Below are 14,961 nucleotides of genomic sequence, written 5' to 3' on the forward strand. Positions count from 1 at the left end.
TCCCCTCGAGACGACAGGGTGAGCCAATACGACGCTTCTTGCCGCTCGAGTCACAACGACACGGTATGCACGAAGACGAGATCCCCGTCACCGTCCTCTCTGGCAGTCTCGGCGCGGGCAAGACGACGCTTCTCAATCACCTCCTGCAGAACGCGGGCCGACGTGACCTCGCCGTGTTGGTCAACGATATGGGGTCGGTCAACGTCGACGCCGACCTCGTCGCCGAAGGGTCCGATCTCGACGCTGGCGGCGTCACCGAACTCTCGAACGGCTGTATCTGCTGTGAACTGCAAGACGACCTCGAGACGGCAGTCGTTCGACTGGCCCGCGAACGGGCGTTCGATCACCTCCTCGTCGAGTCATCGGGAATTTCGGAACCGGAACCGGTCGCACGGCTGTTTACGACCGCCTCACGGGTGGCCGCCAGCTACGAGATCGACGCGCTCGTGACCGTCCTCGATACGCGGCGCTTTCTCGACACGTTCGCCGGCGAAGACGTGCCGGAACGCCGCGGCGAGACGGAAGCCAACGAGACGCGCCCGCTTGCGGATCTAATGATCGAGCAACTCGAGGTCGCAAACCTCGTCTTACTCAACAAGACCGATCTCTGTACCGAGACCGAACTCGAGGAGGCCGAAGCACTCGTCGGCGCGCTCCAGCCCGGCGCCGAGACGATCCGAACGGCGTTCAGCGCGGTCGATCCCGACCGGATTCTCGGCGTCGACCTGTTCGATGCCGCCCGAATGGGCGAGTTAGCCGGCTGGCAGCACGCGCTGGCCGAGGAGGACGCAGACGATCAGCATCGCGACCACGACCACGACGATGGGAGCGACGACACCCACGACCACGATCACCGTCATCCCGAGGAACGCTACGGCGTCGACTCGGTCGTGTTCCGCGCGCGCCGGCCGTTTCACCCCGAGCGGTTCGCGGCGTTTCTCGAAGCCCTCCCCTCGAGTATCGTCCGATCGAAGGGGCTCGCGTGGATCGCCGGCCGGGACGGCAAAGTCGACCTCTCCCAAGCCGGCCCCTCGATCCGGGCGACCGTCAGGGGGCCGTGGATCGCGGCCCTGCCCGAGATCAGACAAGAGCTGTACCGTTCCAATCGGCCCGACCTCGAGTGGCACGACGAACACGGCGATCGCCAGACCGAACTGGTCTTCATCGGAACCGGCATCGATGACGAGCAGTTGCACGCACGACTCGAGGACTCTCTGGTAACCGATGAGGAATGGAACCGAGCGGACACCCTCGAGAACCCGTTCCCGACCGACGAGACCGACGACGTGGTGCTTCGAGAGCCCTGAGCGTCGTCGTGTCAGAAGCAGTCGCTCGGGGCTGGTCGTTAGCCGAGTTCGGCCTCGAGTGTCTCGAGCGCGCGCGTGAGTTCGCCCTTTCGTTTCCAAGCGGCGATCCGGTCGCCGAAGGGAAGCGGTGCCGCAAGCGAAACCGACGAGCGGAACGTGACCCGCGTGCCGTCGGTGGCGTCTTCGACATCGATCCACGTCTCCATGTGTGAGAACGGCCCCTGTTCGCCCTCCTGCGTGTAGTAGACACTGTCGTCGCGCTCCTCGAAGCGCAGCGGTAACTGCATGCCGGGCCCGCTGGCGACGACGATGGTGGTGTCGGCGTGCTCGTCGATCGTCTCGACAGTGAAACTCCCCTCCGCCTCGACGATCGTCGGCGGCTCGAGCCAGCGCGACACCACGACGGGCGACGCATCGATGACTCGAGACACCCTGACTTCCCGCATACCGACCACGTTCGGCGCGATTGGCATAAATGCCGCTGTCACCGGCCGTCGACGACGGCGACGTATACGGCACTGAAGACAGGGAAACGGCTAAGTGAGCAACGGTCCCGTATCTCGGCATGACTGAGTCCGACGCTGATCGAGACGGCTTTCGGGAGGGCCTCGAGTCCTCCCGTGGCGACCCGCGCGTACTGGCCGTGTTGAACGCCCTCTTCTCCGTGTTGTTTGCCGTGATGATCGTTCAGGGGGCCTCGCTCATCGGCGCGCTCGAGTACCGGATGACGACCGTCGCGGGCGTGGCCGTCGGGCTGTTCGTCCTGACATACGTGATGGCACGACGCTGAGACGGACCACCGCGATCGAAGCCGACGAACGACGGCGACGAACTCACGCGTTTGCAACGACCCGATAAGTACTCACGGCCGGATCGACTGGGTTCAGCTAATGGATCTGCGGACCGCCGCGGCCTACCGACCGACAAAGCCCGAACTCGCGGTTTTCGTCTCCGGGGTCACCAGTATGGGCCTCGAAATCCTCGCGGTGCGGATCATTGCCCCGCAGTTCGGCAGTCATATCTACACCGTCGGTGGCATTCTGACGGTCGTCCTCGCCGCATTGAGCCTCGGTTACTGGCAGGGTGGCAAGCGTGCACGCGGGGCGACGAATCGGGAGATGTCGTGGCTGTTGCTTGCGACGGCAGTGTACGTCGCGATCGTGATCTACGCCAGCGATATGCTCCTGATACAGACGTCGACACTGGCGTTGCCGCCGCGATATGCGTCCCTCCCGGCCGCGATCATCCTGTTCGGGCCGCCGACGTACCTGCTCGGCTTTATCAGCCCGTACGCCGCCGAACTCTCACAGAAGACAGGCACCGGCGAAGCGTCCGGCCACGTCTACGCACTCGGCACGATCGGCAGCATCCTCGGCTCGGCCGCGACCACGTTCGTCTTCATTCCCGCGATGAGTATCGATGCCATCGGCCTCCTCTTCGGTATCCTCCTCGTCGGCACGGCCGTCGTCCTGACGCTGCCATCGATCTCACGGCCGCCGCTTATCGCGAGCGCCATCGTCATCCTGTTGCTCGTCGCTGCGGCCGGTGGCGGCCCGATCGCGTACGACCACCGTGGTGAGGTCGTCCACGAGAGCCAAACCGCCTATCAGCAACTCGAGATCGTCGACGACGGCGACACCCGAACGATGTTCCTCGATGGCGCTCGCCACAGCGCGATCGACCTCGAGGACCCGAACCGACACGTCTTCGAGTACACGCGCTACTTTCACCTCCCGATGCTCATGACCGAGGATGTCGATGACGTTGACCGGGTGCTGTTCATCGGGGGTGGGGGCTACGTCGGACCACAGGACTTCGAGGACCAGTACGACGCCACTGTCGACGTCGTCGAGATCGATCCCGACGTCACCACCGCCGCCGAGGACTACTTCGGCCTCGAGGAAAGCGAGACGATGACCAGCCACACGTACGACGGTCGGCAGTTCCTTCAAAACACGGACGAGACCTACGACGTCATCGTCCTCGACGCCTACAAGCAGGATCAGGTGCCGTTCCACCTGACGACGGTCGAGTTCATGTCACTTGTCAGTGACCGACTCGCCGACGACGGCGTGTTCCACGCCAACGTCATCGCCTCGCCGAGTGGTCCCGCCGCCGAGTTCTATCACGCCCAACAGCGGACGATGGAGCAGGCCTTCCCCGACACCTACAGCTTCCGCACCTCGGAGTCAAACGCCATCCAGAACATTCAGATCGTGGCGACGAACCACGAAACCGGGTTCAGCGAGGGCGATCTCGCCGAACGAAACGACGCGCGCGCGCTGAGCGTCGACCTGTCGGACGCCATCGACAACCACATGGCCGATTCCGACGGCAACGAGGCCCCGATCCTCCGGGACGACCGTGGCGAGGTCGACAGCCTCCTCGATCCGATGTTGGGCCAACGGTACGTGATCGAGGAGACGGCCGCTGACTCGAGCGAGTCACCGGCCCCTGCTCAGTCAGCCGGCGGTGGACCACTGCACGCGGCGACACAACAGGCGGCGTTCGAGCCGCCACTCGTCGTCACCCCATCCGAACGGTGAGGACAGGAACCTCGCTCTTTCGAACGACCTTCTCCGTGACGCTGCCGAGAACGAGTCGATCCGCACCGGATCGGCCGTGGGTCCCCATCACGATCGCATCGATGTCGTGCTCGTCGGCGTACTCGAGGATCTGGACGTTGGGCTTGCCGTGTTCGATCGCTTCGACGACCTCGAGGTCGTGTTCGCGTGCCAGTTCGGCAATCTCTGCGGTCGCAGCGTTCCCTTCGTCTCGTTGTTTTTCGACGACGTCACTCCACTCGGCCGACGCCGGCTCCGCACCGGCCGAGAAGCCGCCGAGCGGAATGGGCTCGACGACGTACAGCGCGTGAAGTTCCGCGTCGTTCTGTGCGGCCAGTTCGATTGCTTCCTTGATTGCGGCGGTGGCTGGGTCGCTTCCGTCCGTCGGCACGAGTATCCGGTCGTACATTGTAATCGCGTAGCACGTCACGTCCGTGACCAATATAGATTGCGACGGTTCCGGACGCGTGGTGGGTTCGTCCTCGATGGGGTGTTCTGTCGAAGCCGCTGTCTTCTCACTCCGACCACTCCGCTCGAAGTAGGCCGTACTGGATCGTATCACGGTACTCACCGTCAACGAAGCGGTCCTTCCGGAGTCGACCCTCCTGACTGAACCCGAGCGACTCGAGCAGGCCGCGGGACGCGTCGTTGAAATCGTAGGCGACCGCCCAGACACCGGGTGTGTCGTACGTTCTGAACACGTACTCGATAACCAGCGAGACGGCCTCCCGACCGTACCCCTCACCGTGGACCTCGGGGAGCAGCCAGTACCCCAGTTCGGGACGCCGCCAGTCGGCGTCTTGCACCGAGATGAAGCCGATCGGACGCGTTCCATCGCACTCCGTCGAACCGTCGAGACAGACGAGAAACTGGTCGTCGTCGGGGTCCTCGACCCACTCCTCGATTTCCGACTGCGTGCTGACGGGTGCACCGAGTGGGTAGCGAAGCGCCGGATTGGCGCTCCCGCGCTGGAGAAACGGGACGTCTTCGTTCTCGACTGTCCGGAGCGTGACTCGCTCACCACTCTCGACACGTGCGCCTGGCATGTTCCCACCGATCGTGTCGGCAAGTATATGTTTTCTGTTCGGCCAGTCGGAACCGCCGGCTCACTCGAGTCGGCTGTAGTCGGGATCGAACAACTGTGCCGAGGTTGGGGCCGGATCGCCCTCCGTCAGGTTGTACGTCGAGAAGTCGTCGACGCCGGCCTCTCGGAGGAGTTCCTCGTCGTAGACGCTGTTGCCGGTGAACTCGGCTGGATCGCGGCTGAGGATCTCGAGGACGGTGTCGCTGACGATCTCGGGGGTGCGCCAGTCGTCTTCGGTTCCCATCCCGAAGTACCGCGTGGCACGCGTATCGATCGCGGTCACAGGCCAGAAGGCGTTACAGCCGACGTCGTCGCCACCGAGTTCGCTCGCAAGCGACAGCGTGATGAACGTCATCCCGAGTTTCGACCACGCGTAGGGACCCGAGCCCGGCGAGCGATCGATCCCCACCGGCGGCGCGTTCGTCAGCAGCCATGCGTTGTCGACCTCGCGCAGGTGGTCGGCGAAGGCCCGCGAGGTGAGATACGTGCCCCGCACGTTCACGTCGGTCAGCAGATCGAACCGCTTGGGTGGCAGGTCCTCGACGGCCGCCAGCTGGATCGCGCTCGCGTTGTTGATGACGATGTTGACCGTGCCGAACTCGTCGATGGCGCGCTCGGCCGCGGCCTCGACCGCCGCTTCGTCGCGAACGTCGAGTTTGAGCGAGAGGGCGTCGACGCCGTGTGCTTCCGCCTCGCGGGCCGTCTGTTCGATCGAGCCCTCGAGGTCGTTGTCTGCGTAGTCGTCGTCTTCTTCGCTCGTCTTGCCGGTCGAGACGATGTTACAACCCTGCTCGGCCAGCGCGAGCGCGATCGATTTACCGATGCCGCGAGTCGTTCCCGTAATAAACGCCGTCTGTCCGGAGAGGTCGGGTCTCGAGCGTGTCATATGTTCGCATCCATCGGCTCGTTGATAAGGCTCCCTAAACCGGACGCACGTATCAACGCCGTCGAACGTGTCTCGAGTTTCCATCACGCCGCGGGTGCCGATGGCAACGTCCAGTATCAATCCGTGAGCGCGATATCAAATGGGGGAGCCGGGTGAACTCGGAGAGCACTCGAGGCACGACACAGTGCGTCGGGCGACAGCGCCACTGCTGTCCGCAGCACTGTGCAAAAAAGTGAGAAGCGCTCGAGACCCGATCAGTCGCCGCTGCCGCCGGTGACGACGACCGGGCGGTCAGTGTTCAAGATCACGGACTGCGTGACGCTGCCGAACACCGCCTTTCCGACCGGGGAGCGTTTCCGCCCGCCGAGGACGATCGCATCGACGTCGTACTCGTCGGCCCGCGTCAGGATGTCGCCCTCCTCGACGTCGCCGCTGCCCTCGAGGACGGTGACGTCGACACCGTTGTCCTCGAGGTGTTCTTTCGCCCGGCGAACGGACCCGATTCGAGATGCCGATTTGAACTGTTTGAAATCCTTGGGAAGGTCCTCGCTTTCGTCGGTGAAGATGAACAGTAGATACGCCTCGACCGACTCGGCCGCGTCGGGCAGCGATGTGATGTATCTGGCCTGTGTGATCGCTCGATCTTCGTTCGTGTCGACGGGTACTAGAACGCGATGCATAGGAAGGTGTTCACACATCACAGTAATAAAACCGACTCCGACTGTCGGTTCCGTAGAACGGACAGCCGATGGGAGTCATACTGCCGGACACCAGTCAGTACACGCCCGATCGTGTCTCACGGCTCGCGGTCGCGCAGCGATCGGCGCTGGATCTTGCCGGTGGTCGTCGTCGGCAGTTCGTCGACGAACTCGATCCGTCGTGGATACTCGTACTCGGCGAGGCGGTCTCGGACGAGGTTGCGGATCTCCTCGCGGAACTCGTCGGGGTCGTAGTCGTCACTTGCTGGCTGAACATAGGCTTTGATCGCCTCGCCGTGGGTTTCGTCGGGGACGCCGATGACGCCCGCCTGTTCGGCCTCGGGATGGTGAAGGATCGCCTCCTCGACTTCCATCGGCCCGACGCGGTAGCCGCTCGTGAGGATCACGTCGTCGGTCCGGGAGACGAACCACAGGTAGCCCTCGGCGTCGCGTTTGACGAGATCGCCGGTGAGAAACCACCCCTCCGCAGTCTGTTTGTTCGCCGTCTTCTCGGGCAGCCTCCAGTACTCGTCGAAAAACACGCGGCGATCACCGGGCTTGACCGCGAGTTCGCCGACCTCGCCGGGCTCGAGTTCGTCGTGCGTCTCGGGGTCGAGCACCGCCAGTTCGTAGCCGGGGAACGGTTTGCCCATGCTCCCGGGACGCGTATCGAACCAACTCGAGGAGTTGCCGACGACGAGGTTGAGTTCGGTCTGGCCGTAGAACTCGTTGATCGCGACGTCCGCGAACGTCTCGTCGACCCAGTCGACGACTTCCGAGGTGAGCGGTTCGCCCGCCGAGGCGAATGTCTCGAGGGCGAGGTCGAACTGCCCCTCGGGGTCGTCGACGGCCATTAGCATCCGGAGCGCCGTCGGCGGCATGAACGCCTTGGTCACGCCGTGGCGTTCCATGAGGTCGTAGGCCGCCTCGGGGTCGAACCCGTCGCGGGGCCAGCCGACGACGGTACAACCGTGGTGCCACGCCGCAAAGAGCGTCCCACCGAGGGCGGCCCCCCAGGCCCAGTCGGCGGGCGTCCACACCGTGGTCTCACCCGCCTCGAGGCCCTGATCGAAGTAGTTGTACGCCGCCGCCGCTCGACCAAGCCAGAGCGCGTGGCTGTGACGAACCCCCTTCGGCGGGCCCGTCGAGCCGCTCGTGTACATGATCGCCGTCGGCGTCTCCGGCGTGGCGTCGTAGATGTCGATGCCGGGTTCGTGGGCCGCGAGCAGGTCGTCGAAAGCGTGTGCGTCGCCGTCGACCGACGAGTCGTCGCCGAGTTCGATCACGTGCTCTAAGGCGGGGCAGTCGTCGCGAATCTCGTCGACCGTCTCGCGCACGCTCGGATCGACGACGACGGCCACGGCCTCGCTATCGGCGAGTCGGTACTGCAGGGCGTCGCGGCCGAACAGCACCGTGAGCGGGACAGAGATGGCACCCACCTTCCAGTTCGCGAGGTGGGTCAGCGGGTTCTGGGGTTTCTGCGGGACGACGACGCCGACACGGTCGCCCGCCTCGACGCCGAGGTCGGCGAGGGCGGCCGCGAGCCGATCGGAGCGCTCGTCGAGGTCGTCAAAGGAGTAGGTCTCGAGGCCGCCGTCGGGCTGTTCGTATCGAAGCGCCGTGCGACTCGTGTCGTCGTGTTTCCGCAGGAAATCGACGGCGGGGTTGAACGACTCGGGAAGGTCCCACTGAAACGTCTCCCTTGCCTGCGCGTGCTCGTCAAACGTCGGCATCACCGTCCATGTCATGCGTGGGGGTTGTTGGGCCAGCACATAGCGTTTTTCGACACGTCGTCGGTGGCGAGCAGTTGCTCGAGGCGGCGATCAGTATATGTATCGAGCCTCCGACAGTGCATCCATGTCACAAGACGCCCTCGAGGCCGCCGTCTTCGATCGAGAACCCGACGATCGAGTGCAGATCCTCGACGCCGACGGGACCGTCGTCGCACCCGCTCTCGAGCCGGCCCTCGAGCCCGAGACACTGCGAGCGATGTACCGAGATATGCGGTTTTCCCGGCGGTTCGACGAACGGATGATCAGCCTCCAGCGGCAGGGTCGTCTCGGCACCTACGCGTCGCTGGCCGGCCAAGAGGGGAGTCAGATCGGGTCGACGTACGCGCTCGCCGAAGCGGATCTGCTGTCGTTTCAGTACCGAGAACACGGCGCAGTCGCCGCGCGGGGGATGCCGTGGGAGTACCTGTACTACTGGATGGGCCACGAGGAGGGCAACGCCGCGCTGGCTGAGATCAACGTCTTCCCGCTGAACATCTCGATCGGCGGCCACCTCCCCCACACCGTCGGCTGGTCGTGGGCGGCGAAGCTCAAAGACGACGAGCGAATTTGTCTGACCCATTTCGGCGATGGCTCCACCTCGGAGGGCGATTTCCACGAAGCGATGAACTTCGCGGGCGTCTTCGATACGCCGACGATATTTTTCTGTAACAACAACCAGTGGGCGATCTCGATCCCGCGCGAGGACCAGACCGCGAGCGCGACCATCGCCCAGAAAGCCCACGCCTACGGCTTCGACGGCATTCAAGTCGACGGGATGGACCCGCTCGCGAGCTACGTCGTCACGAAAGCGGCACGCGAACGGGCGCTCGAGCCCGGCGACGACCAGTTACGGCCGACGCTGATCGAGGCGATCCAGTACCGCTACGGCGCGCACACGACGGCCGACGATCCGTCCGTCTACCGGGATGACGAAGAGGTCGAACGCTGGCGCGCAAAGGACCCGATCGACCGGTTCGAGGCCTATCTGCGGAACGACGGGGTTCTCGACGACGAGCGGATCGACACGATCGAAGCCGAGATCGACGACACCCTCGCGGCGCTGATCGACCGTGCCGAAGCCGGCGAGCGCGATCCGCTCGAGATGTTCGAGTACACGTACGACGAGCCGACGCCGCGACTCGAGGAACAGCGAGCCGCCCTCGAAACGCTCCGGGACACCCACGGTGATGACGAATTACTCGATTACGAATGAGTTTGACAGGTCCAATATAACTCGCGCAATAGGACAGGGAAGCAACTATGGCCACGTCGTCGCTGCGTTCGCATACGATGCAACTCGAGCAGCCGACACAGGACCCCGACTGGAGCGGCACGATCCCCAGCGCGCTCGACGTGCGAGTGCTCGGTCTCGTCGTCGTCACAGCGGGGCTGGCCGCGTCGGTGAACATTCCCTACGGTGGCGTGCCCGTCGCACTCGCTGCGTTCGTCGTTCTCGTGGGTGGCGGCGTCGTCGGTCACGTCCTTGGCGAGCGAAAACTGCGCCGGATCACCGACGGCCTCGTCGAGCGGTGGGCCGCGGCCGGCGGACAGATCGACGACGTCACGCGGTCGGCCGACGGGATGCGAACGGAGTGGACCGTTCACACGCCGGACGGCGACGTGACGGTCGGCGGGGTCGCACTGGTTCCCATCGCCCAACTTTCGGTCGAGTGGCAGGGCGTCGGCGACACGATGGATGCAAGCGAGGCGGCGGCCAATCTCGACACGCTCGCCGACAGCCTCTACGAGGAGGTCTTCGAGATCGGCGTGACGCCACAGCGGGCCTGATTTTTCGCGAGCAGCAGGGGTCGACTCGCGACCGTCGATCAGGGGTGATTCCGTGGCTGACAGTTAAGCCACTCGACAGACACGTGTTCACGTATGCCAGTAGACACCACCGACGGCGTGGGGTTCGGTGTCGGCGACGAAACACAGCTCATCCTCGACAGTCTCGACGAGTTCCTCGAGCAGGAAGTCGAGCCGCTCCTCGACGACCTCGGCGATGTCGACACGAATCCGCGCACGGGCCATCACGAGAACGGCCGCCTGACGGACGAGGTGCTCGAGGCCCGTGAGCAGATCCGGCGTCGATCCGCAGACGCCGGCTTCTACGCGATGAACCTGCCCGAGGCCGTCGGCGGTGAGGACGTCTCCCCAGTGACGTGGTATCGGGCGAAAAAACACCTCGCGTCTCACGGCCCCGGGCTATCGCGCTACGTGCTGGCCGGGCCGGAAGGGCCGAAACCGCTCCTGTTGCAGGCAGCGGGCGACCAGATCGAGCGCTACCTCGAGCCGACCGTCCGGGGCGAGAAATCCACGGCGTTCGCCCAGACCGAGCCGAGCGTCGGCTCCGATTCGCCGAACATGGAGACAGTCGGGAGGAAAGACGGTGACGAGTGGGTACTCAACGGGCGCAAACAGTGGATCACGAACGCGCCGTATGCCGACTTCGTCCAACTGTTCGCGCGGACGACCCCACAGGAGGAAGCCGGACGCTACGGCGGCATCACCTGTTTTCTCGTCGAACGCGACGAGTACGACCTCGGATCGTACAACAACGCCGTCGGCGCGGTAGGGACACAGGCCGAGATCGTCCTCGACGACGTCCGTATTCCGCAAGACAGGGTGCTCGGCGAGGTTGACAACGCCTTCTACGCGGCGATGGCGTTTCTCTCGCTCGGTCGCCTCGAGTTAGGCGCCGAAGCCGTCGGCTACAGCGAGTACGCTCTCGAGCAGGCTCGTGAGTACGTCACCGAGCGCGAGGCGTTCGGCCAGTCGATCGGAAACTTCCAGCAGGTGTCGGCGAGCCTCGCTCGCGGGAAGGCCAAGACGTACGCGGCCGACGCGGCCGGGTTGAAACTCGCCTGGAAGATGGCCACCGACGAACGGACCGTGATGGACGCGTCCGTGTTCAAGTGGTTCGCCACGACGGTCATGTGGGAGGTCGCCGACGCCGTGGTGCAGGTCCACGGGGCGAACGGCCTCGCCGAGGAAAACCCCTACATGGATCTGCTCCATCAGGCGCGTATGCTGCGAATCGTCGAGGGCACGGACGAGATTCAACTCAACACGATCGCCAAGGAGTTGGGACTTACGGAGTAAACCGGGTGAAGAGATCGACGATCGCCCCGTAACGTAAAGTATCGGTACGAGTATCCGTTCGATATGCAACTCGATGGCGTTCGCGTGCTCGATCTCTCGCGACTATTGCCCGGCCCCTATGCCACGCAGTTACTCGCAGATGCTGGCGCAGAGGTCATCAAAGTCGAAGACACCGGCGTCGGTGACTACGCTCGAGCGATGGAGCCGCTGACAGATCGTGACATCGGCGCGATCTTCGAGATGGTCAACCGAGGGAAACACAGCGTCGCGATCGACTTGAAAAGCGAGGACGGGCGAGCGGCGTTCTACCGACTCGTCGAAGAGGCCGACGTCGTCCTCGAGGGCTTTCGCCCGGGCGTCGTCGACCGACTGGGGATCGACTGCGAGACGCTCACCGAGTACAACGACGAACTGGTCTACTGTTCGCTCACCGGCTACGGACAGGACGGTCCCTGGGCGGATCGGGCCGGCCACGATATCAACTACGTCTCACTGGCTGGGCTGATGGATCTGACCCGCGACGCCGCTGGCGAGAAGCCACAGGTGCCCGGCTACCAGATCGGCGATATAGCCGGCGGGCTGTTCGCTGCGTTCGCTATCGTCGGCGCGCTGCTCTCGCGCGAGCTTGGCAACACCGGCGGCGAGTACATCGATGTCGCGATGGCCGACGTCGTCGCCTCGTTCTCCCAGTCGGTTGCCTACCAGTCGGTGACCGGCGATCCAGCCGAGCCGCGACCGGGGGAGACGCCGCTGACCGGCGGCGTCCCGTGGTACGACAGCTACGAGACCGCCGACGGCAAGTGGATCACGTTCGGCGCACTCGAGCCGAAGTTCTGGCGAGCGTTCTGTGAGGCGGTCGACCGGGACGACCTCGTCGACAAACACGGCTCGCAGGACCCAGCCGTGCTCGAGGCACTCGAGGACGAACTCGAAGCCCTCTTTCGCGAACGAACGCGAGCGGAGTGGGAAACGATGCTTGACGATGTCGATGCGGCGTTTGCCGGCGTCTACACGCCCGCGGAGATGGTCGACCACCCCCAGTTTCAGGCTCGAGGCCTCGTCGTCCGGCCCGACGACGCACCGCCACGGCTGGGCTTTCCCGCTCGTGGCAGCGACGTGCCGGAGGCGGCTGACGAGACTGTGCCCGCCCACGGCGAACACACCCGCGAGTATCTCGCCACCGTCGGGTACGACGACGACGCGATCGACGCGCTTCTCGAGGCCGGGACTGTCCGTCGAGACGAGCCCTACCGCGGCCAGTAACCGGCAGTACACGCCCACTCGTCGAGGCCGGCCGTCGGCCCTTCAGACTCGAACTGGATGTTCGTCCAGGAAAATAGTTATTAGGGACGATATCATTGCAGTACTCGGGTGCGTACTGAATGAAGCGATACGATAGCCGATACGAGTGTCGTGACTGTGCAACAGAAGTTCATCCCGTCTCGTATCGAGCGAACTGTCCGGACTGTGGTGGACCCCTTCGTTCCACGGCGACACGGTATCGCGGCGGCGAAGCGACAGGGCGCTGAGGACTCGTCGCTGGCTCTCGAGTGGACTTTTGAGGGTGTTTTCGATCCAATATAGACATATATCCACTCTTTATCGAAATAATAGACATTTAGTCACTATTCTAGCACATACGGAGAATACACCCACAGCGGATATATACTGGGTCATGGTACCGCTGTACAAGCCATGATAGAGATTCCAGTCACACACGTGCTGAAGCATGCCGCACCGACGATTGCGCCGGAGACGCCCGTTACCGAGGCCGCCGTGGAGCTTCGTGCACCCGAGGTGTCGACGCTGGTCGTCCTTGAGGACGAGGCTGTGGTCGGTATCCTCACCGAATCGGACGTCGTTGCGTTCGTGGCCGAAACGCTCGAGCCTCATTCGGTCGAGACGATCATGTCGTCGCCAGTCACGACGATCTCACCGGGCGAGTCACTCGTCGCTGCCGCCGAACTGATGCAAGCGGATGGCGTCAAACACCTGCCAGTCGTCGACGGCGAGACCTACTGTGGGCTCGTCTCCGCGTCCATGCTCGCGCCGTACCTCTCACGGAACCGACTCGAGATCGACTGGCAGGACGACCCGATTCGAATCGACGCCGGCGAGGGTCATGGCATTCGAGTCAGCGAGTGAGACGCCCCTCGGAAGACGTCATTCGAACAGTTCTTCGTGTCGTTCCGCGAGATCCGTGTACTCACCCGAGGAGAACATCTCGAAGATCTCCTCGGGGTCGATTGTCGTCTCCTCGAGCGGCGTGATTTCAGCGGGGACGCCGCGAACGAACGACTCGGGCGGGATGTCGTACTCGTCGGGGATCACCGTTCCGGCGGCGACGACGGTGTTCGAGCCGATCGTTGCACCCGTATTGACCGTCGTGTTGAACCCGACCAGCGACTGTTCGTCGATGGTCGCCTCGTTGAGCACTGCCCCGTGGCCAACCATGACGCGGTCTGCGAGCGTCGAGGCGTGAATCGTTGCGTTGTCACCGATATGTGCCTGTTGCCCAATGCGGACGGGACCGATATCACCACGAAGGACGACTCCCGGCCAGACGCTCGCATCGGCCTCGACCGTCACGTCACCGACAAGCGTTGCCTCCCGGCTGACCGATGCCGAATCGTCGATCGTTGGTGTCGTCCCTTCGAACGCGTACTGTCGACTGTCCACCATGAGAAAGCGGCCCACGTCGCCGATAATAAGCGTTCGTTACGGGTTCTGTGACCCTCATCCGACGATGCGTGTCGCTCGACCGAAGCACTGGGGAGCCCTCGACGGCACCGATGCTTTCCCTCTCGGACGCCACCAGACCAGTATGCTCGTCCTCGGCGACGCCCACGCGTCCGATCCGACTCGTCGCGAGACGCTACTCGAACTCTACCGAAGCCTCGAGCCCGAGTACGTACTGCAAGCCGGCGATCTGGAACTGTACGACCCGCCAGCGCCGACGTGGTTCGTCGCGGGCAACAACGAAAATCTCGACGTCATCGAGGCACTTCGGGCGGGCGAGGAGCCACCGACGCGCGTGACCGCCACCCTGCTTGCGAGTACAGCCGCGACCGTCGACGGCTGGCGCGTCGCTGGTCTCTCGGGGAACTACGCGCCGACGAAGTACGACTGTACGCGAACTGAACTCGAGGGGGACCGTCGTCGCCATTTCACCCACGAAGACGTCGAACGGGCGGCCACGCTGTCCGACGTGGACATCCTGGTCACCCACGAGGCGCCGACCGGCCTGCTGTCGTACGGCTACGATCCAGGCTGTGAACACATCGACGGCCTGCTCGAGACGCTGTCGCCGGCGCTCTGTCTGGTCGGACACCATCACCGCCACCGCGAGACCGAGATCGACGGCACCCGCGTCGTGAGCCTCGCACCCGCCTGGGAACGGTACTATACGCTCGAGGGCGACCCCGACGGCTTCTCCCTCGAGGCGACAGATCACGATTGTGGACCACACACCGGAGCCGCGGGGACACGCCCACAGTAACGTCTCGGAAAATCGTACTGCCGTCAGATAGACAAACCACTCTCGAAAA

General features: G+C 64.0%; 17 protein-coding genes. 10 read left to right on the plus strand and 7 right to left on the minus strand.

Translation table 11 applies throughout. The annotated features are described in order from the left end of the window. Positions 1–65 precede the first annotated feature (65 nt). Positions 66–1,307 (plus strand): CobW family GTP-binding protein, encoded by a 1,242-nt coding sequence (locus tag C495_RS04235; protein WP_008160341.1) that lies wholly within the window; start codon positions 66–68, stop codon positions 1,305–1,307. Between the two features lie 38 nt (positions 1,308–1,345). On the opposite strand, the gene C495_RS04240 is transcribed toward C495_RS04235, so the two are convergent. Next, a complete protein-coding gene (locus C495_RS04240) occupies positions 1,346–1,753 on the minus strand; it encodes an SRPBCC family protein (RefSeq protein ID WP_049890156.1) in 408 nt (135 codons plus the stop codon). A 119-nt stretch (positions 1,754–1,872) separates the two neighbouring features. Here C495_RS04240 and C495_RS04245 point away from each other — a divergent pair, with 119 nt between their 5' ends. Both C495_RS04245 and C495_RS04250 read left to right on the plus strand, forming a co-directional pair. Beyond that, positions 1,873–2,097, plus strand: coding sequence for a hypothetical protein (locus C495_RS04245; RefSeq protein ID WP_008160345.1), 225 nt, complete (start codon positions 1,873–1,875; stop codon positions 2,095–2,097). A 100-nt stretch (positions 2,098–2,197) separates the two neighbouring features. Further along, positions 2,198–3,853 (plus strand): spermidine synthase, encoded by a 1,656-nt coding sequence (locus tag C495_RS04250; RefSeq protein ID WP_008160347.1) that lies wholly within the window; start codon positions 2,198–2,200, stop codon positions 3,851–3,853. On the opposite strand, the gene C495_RS04255 is transcribed toward C495_RS04250, so the two are convergent. The 5 genes from C495_RS04255 to C495_RS04275 form a co-directional block, all read right to left on the minus strand. Further along, positions 3,834–4,280 carry a universal stress protein gene (locus tag C495_RS04255; RefSeq protein WP_008160349.1) on the minus strand — a complete coding sequence of 149 codons (447 nt, stop codon included), beginning with the start codon at positions 4,278–4,280 and terminating at the stop codon, positions 3,834–3,836. The two genes, C495_RS04250 and C495_RS04255, sit on opposite strands and share 20 nt — an antisense overlap. A gap of 106 nt (positions 4,281–4,386) precedes the next feature. Continuing rightward, entirely contained in the window at positions 4,387–4,917 is a 531-nt protein-coding gene (locus C495_RS04260; RefSeq protein ID WP_008160350.1) for a GNAT family N-acetyltransferase, read from the minus strand. A 60-nt stretch (positions 4,918–4,977) separates the two neighbouring features. Further along, positions 4,978–5,841 (minus strand): SDR family oxidoreductase, encoded by an 864-nt coding sequence (locus C495_RS04265; protein WP_008160353.1) that lies wholly within the window; start codon positions 5,839–5,841, stop codon positions 4,978–4,980. Positions 5,842–6,095: 254 nt separating this feature from the next. After that, positions 6,096–6,521 carry a universal stress protein gene (locus tag C495_RS04270; RefSeq protein WP_008160356.1) on the minus strand — a complete coding sequence of 142 codons (426 nt, stop codon included), beginning with the start codon at positions 6,519–6,521 and terminating at the stop codon, positions 6,096–6,098. Between the two features lie 116 nt (positions 6,522–6,637). After that, on the minus strand, positions 6,638–8,287 hold the full coding sequence (locus tag C495_RS04275) for an acyl-CoA synthetase (protein ID WP_049890137.1): 1,650 nt from the start codon (positions 8,285–8,287) through the stop codon (positions 6,638–6,640). Between the two features lie 109 nt (positions 8,288–8,396). On the opposite strand from C495_RS04275, the gene pdhA reads away from it, so the two are divergent. From pdhA to C495_RS04300, 6 genes are all read left to right on the plus strand, one after another. Then, positions 8,397–9,524 (plus strand): pyruvate dehydrogenase (acetyl-transferring) E1 component subunit alpha, encoded by a 1,128-nt coding sequence (gene pdhA, locus C495_RS04280; RefSeq protein WP_008160359.1) that lies wholly within the window; start codon positions 8,397–8,399, stop codon positions 9,522–9,524. Positions 9,525–9,601: 77 nt separating this feature from the next. Beyond that, positions 9,602–10,099 carry a hypothetical protein gene (locus C495_RS04285; protein WP_008160362.1) on the plus strand — a complete coding sequence of 166 codons (498 nt, stop codon included), beginning with the start codon at positions 9,602–9,604 and terminating at the stop codon, positions 10,097–10,099. A gap of 93 nt (positions 10,100–10,192) precedes the next feature. Next, positions 10,193–11,413, plus strand: coding sequence for an acyl-CoA dehydrogenase family protein (locus C495_RS04290; protein ID WP_008160364.1), 1,221 nt, complete (start codon positions 10,193–10,195; stop codon positions 11,411–11,413). A gap of 63 nt (positions 11,414–11,476) precedes the next feature. Next, complete coding sequence (locus C495_RS04295; RefSeq protein ID WP_008160366.1) at positions 11,477–12,676, plus strand: CaiB/BaiF CoA transferase family protein; 1,200 nt, start codon at positions 11,477–11,479, stop codon at positions 12,674–12,676. Between the two features lie 119 nt (positions 12,677–12,795). Then, complete coding sequence (locus C495_RS17545) at positions 12,796–12,942, plus strand: rubrerythrin-like domain-containing protein (RefSeq protein ID WP_008160368.1); 147 nt, start codon at positions 12,796–12,798, stop codon at positions 12,940–12,942. Positions 12,943–13,108: 166 nt separating this feature from the next. Further along, positions 13,109–13,558, plus strand: a complete 450-nt coding sequence (locus C495_RS04300; RefSeq protein WP_008160369.1) for a CBS domain-containing protein — start codon at positions 13,109–13,111, stop codon at positions 13,556–13,558. 18 nt (positions 13,559–13,576) lie between these two features. Here C495_RS04300 and C495_RS04305 read toward each other — a convergent pair whose 3' ends face one another. Then, positions 13,577–14,095, minus strand: a complete 519-nt coding sequence (locus C495_RS04305) for a gamma carbonic anhydrase family protein (RefSeq protein ID WP_008160371.1) — start codon at positions 14,093–14,095, stop codon at positions 13,577–13,579. 142 nt (positions 14,096–14,237) lie between these two features. Between C495_RS04305 and C495_RS04310 the strand changes: the two genes are divergently transcribed. Beyond that, positions 14,238–14,912 carry a metallophosphoesterase family protein gene (locus tag C495_RS04310; protein WP_049890138.1) on the plus strand — a complete coding sequence of 225 codons (675 nt, stop codon included), beginning with the start codon at positions 14,238–14,240 and terminating at the stop codon, positions 14,910–14,912. Positions 14,913–14,961: the final 49 nt, after the last annotated feature.

Source organism: Natronorubrum sulfidifaciens JCM 14089 (assembly GCF_000337735.1).
Lineage (GTDB): Archaea > Halobacteriota > Halobacteria > Halobacteriales > Natrialbaceae > Natronorubrum > Natronorubrum sulfidifaciens.

Coding starts and splice junctions, on each gene's coding strand:
- C495_RS04265 (WP_008160353.1), bottom strand. CDS start 5,841: ATGACACGCTCGAGACCCGACCTCTCCGGACAGACGGCGTTTATTACG.
- C495_RS04305 (WP_008160371.1), bottom strand. CDS start 14,095: ATGGTGGACAGTCGACAGTACGCGTTCGAAGGGACGACACCAACGATC.
- pdhA (WP_008160359.1), top strand. CDS start 8,397: ATGTCACAAGACGCCCTCGAGGCCGCCGTCTTCGATCGAGAACCCGAC.
- C495_RS04240 (WP_049890156.1), bottom strand. CDS start 1,753: ATGCGGGAAGTCAGGGTGTCTCGAGTCATCGATGCGTCGCCCGTCGTG.
- C495_RS04295 (WP_008160366.1), top strand. CDS start 11,477: ATGCAACTCGATGGCGTTCGCGTGCTCGATCTCTCGCGACTATTGCCC.
- C495_RS04310 (WP_049890138.1), top strand. CDS start 14,238: ATGCTCGTCCTCGGCGACGCCCACGCGTCCGATCCGACTCGTCGCGAG.
- C495_RS04255 (WP_008160349.1), bottom strand. CDS start 4,280: ATGTACGACCGGATACTCGTGCCGACGGACGGAAGCGACCCAGCCACC.
- C495_RS04270 (WP_008160356.1), bottom strand. CDS start 6,521: ATGCATCGCGTTCTAGTACCCGTCGACACGAACGAAGATCGAGCGATC.
- C495_RS04290 (WP_008160364.1), top strand. CDS start 10,193: ATGCCAGTAGACACCACCGACGGCGTGGGGTTCGGTGTCGGCGACGAA.
- C495_RS04245 (WP_008160345.1), top strand. CDS start 1,873: ATGACTGAGTCCGACGCTGATCGAGACGGCTTTCGGGAGGGCCTCGAG.
- C495_RS17545 (WP_008160368.1), top strand. CDS start 12,796: ATGAAGCGATACGATAGCCGATACGAGTGTCGTGACTGTGCAACAGAA.
- C495_RS04235 (WP_008160341.1), top strand. CDS start 66: ATGCACGAAGACGAGATCCCCGTCACCGTCCTCTCTGGCAGTCTCGGC.
- C495_RS04275 (WP_049890137.1), bottom strand. CDS start 8,287: ATGACATGGACGGTGATGCCGACGTTTGACGAGCACGCGCAGGCAAGG.
- C495_RS04300 (WP_008160369.1), top strand. CDS start 13,109: ATGATAGAGATTCCAGTCACACACGTGCTGAAGCATGCCGCACCGACG.
- C495_RS04260 (WP_008160350.1), bottom strand. CDS start 4,917: ATGCCAGGCGCACGTGTCGAGAGTGGTGAGCGAGTCACGCTCCGGACA.
- C495_RS04250 (WP_008160347.1), top strand. CDS start 2,198: ATGGATCTGCGGACCGCCGCGGCCTACCGACCGACAAAGCCCGAACTC.
- C495_RS04285 (WP_008160362.1), top strand. CDS start 9,602: ATGCAACTCGAGCAGCCGACACAGGACCCCGACTGGAGCGGCACGATC.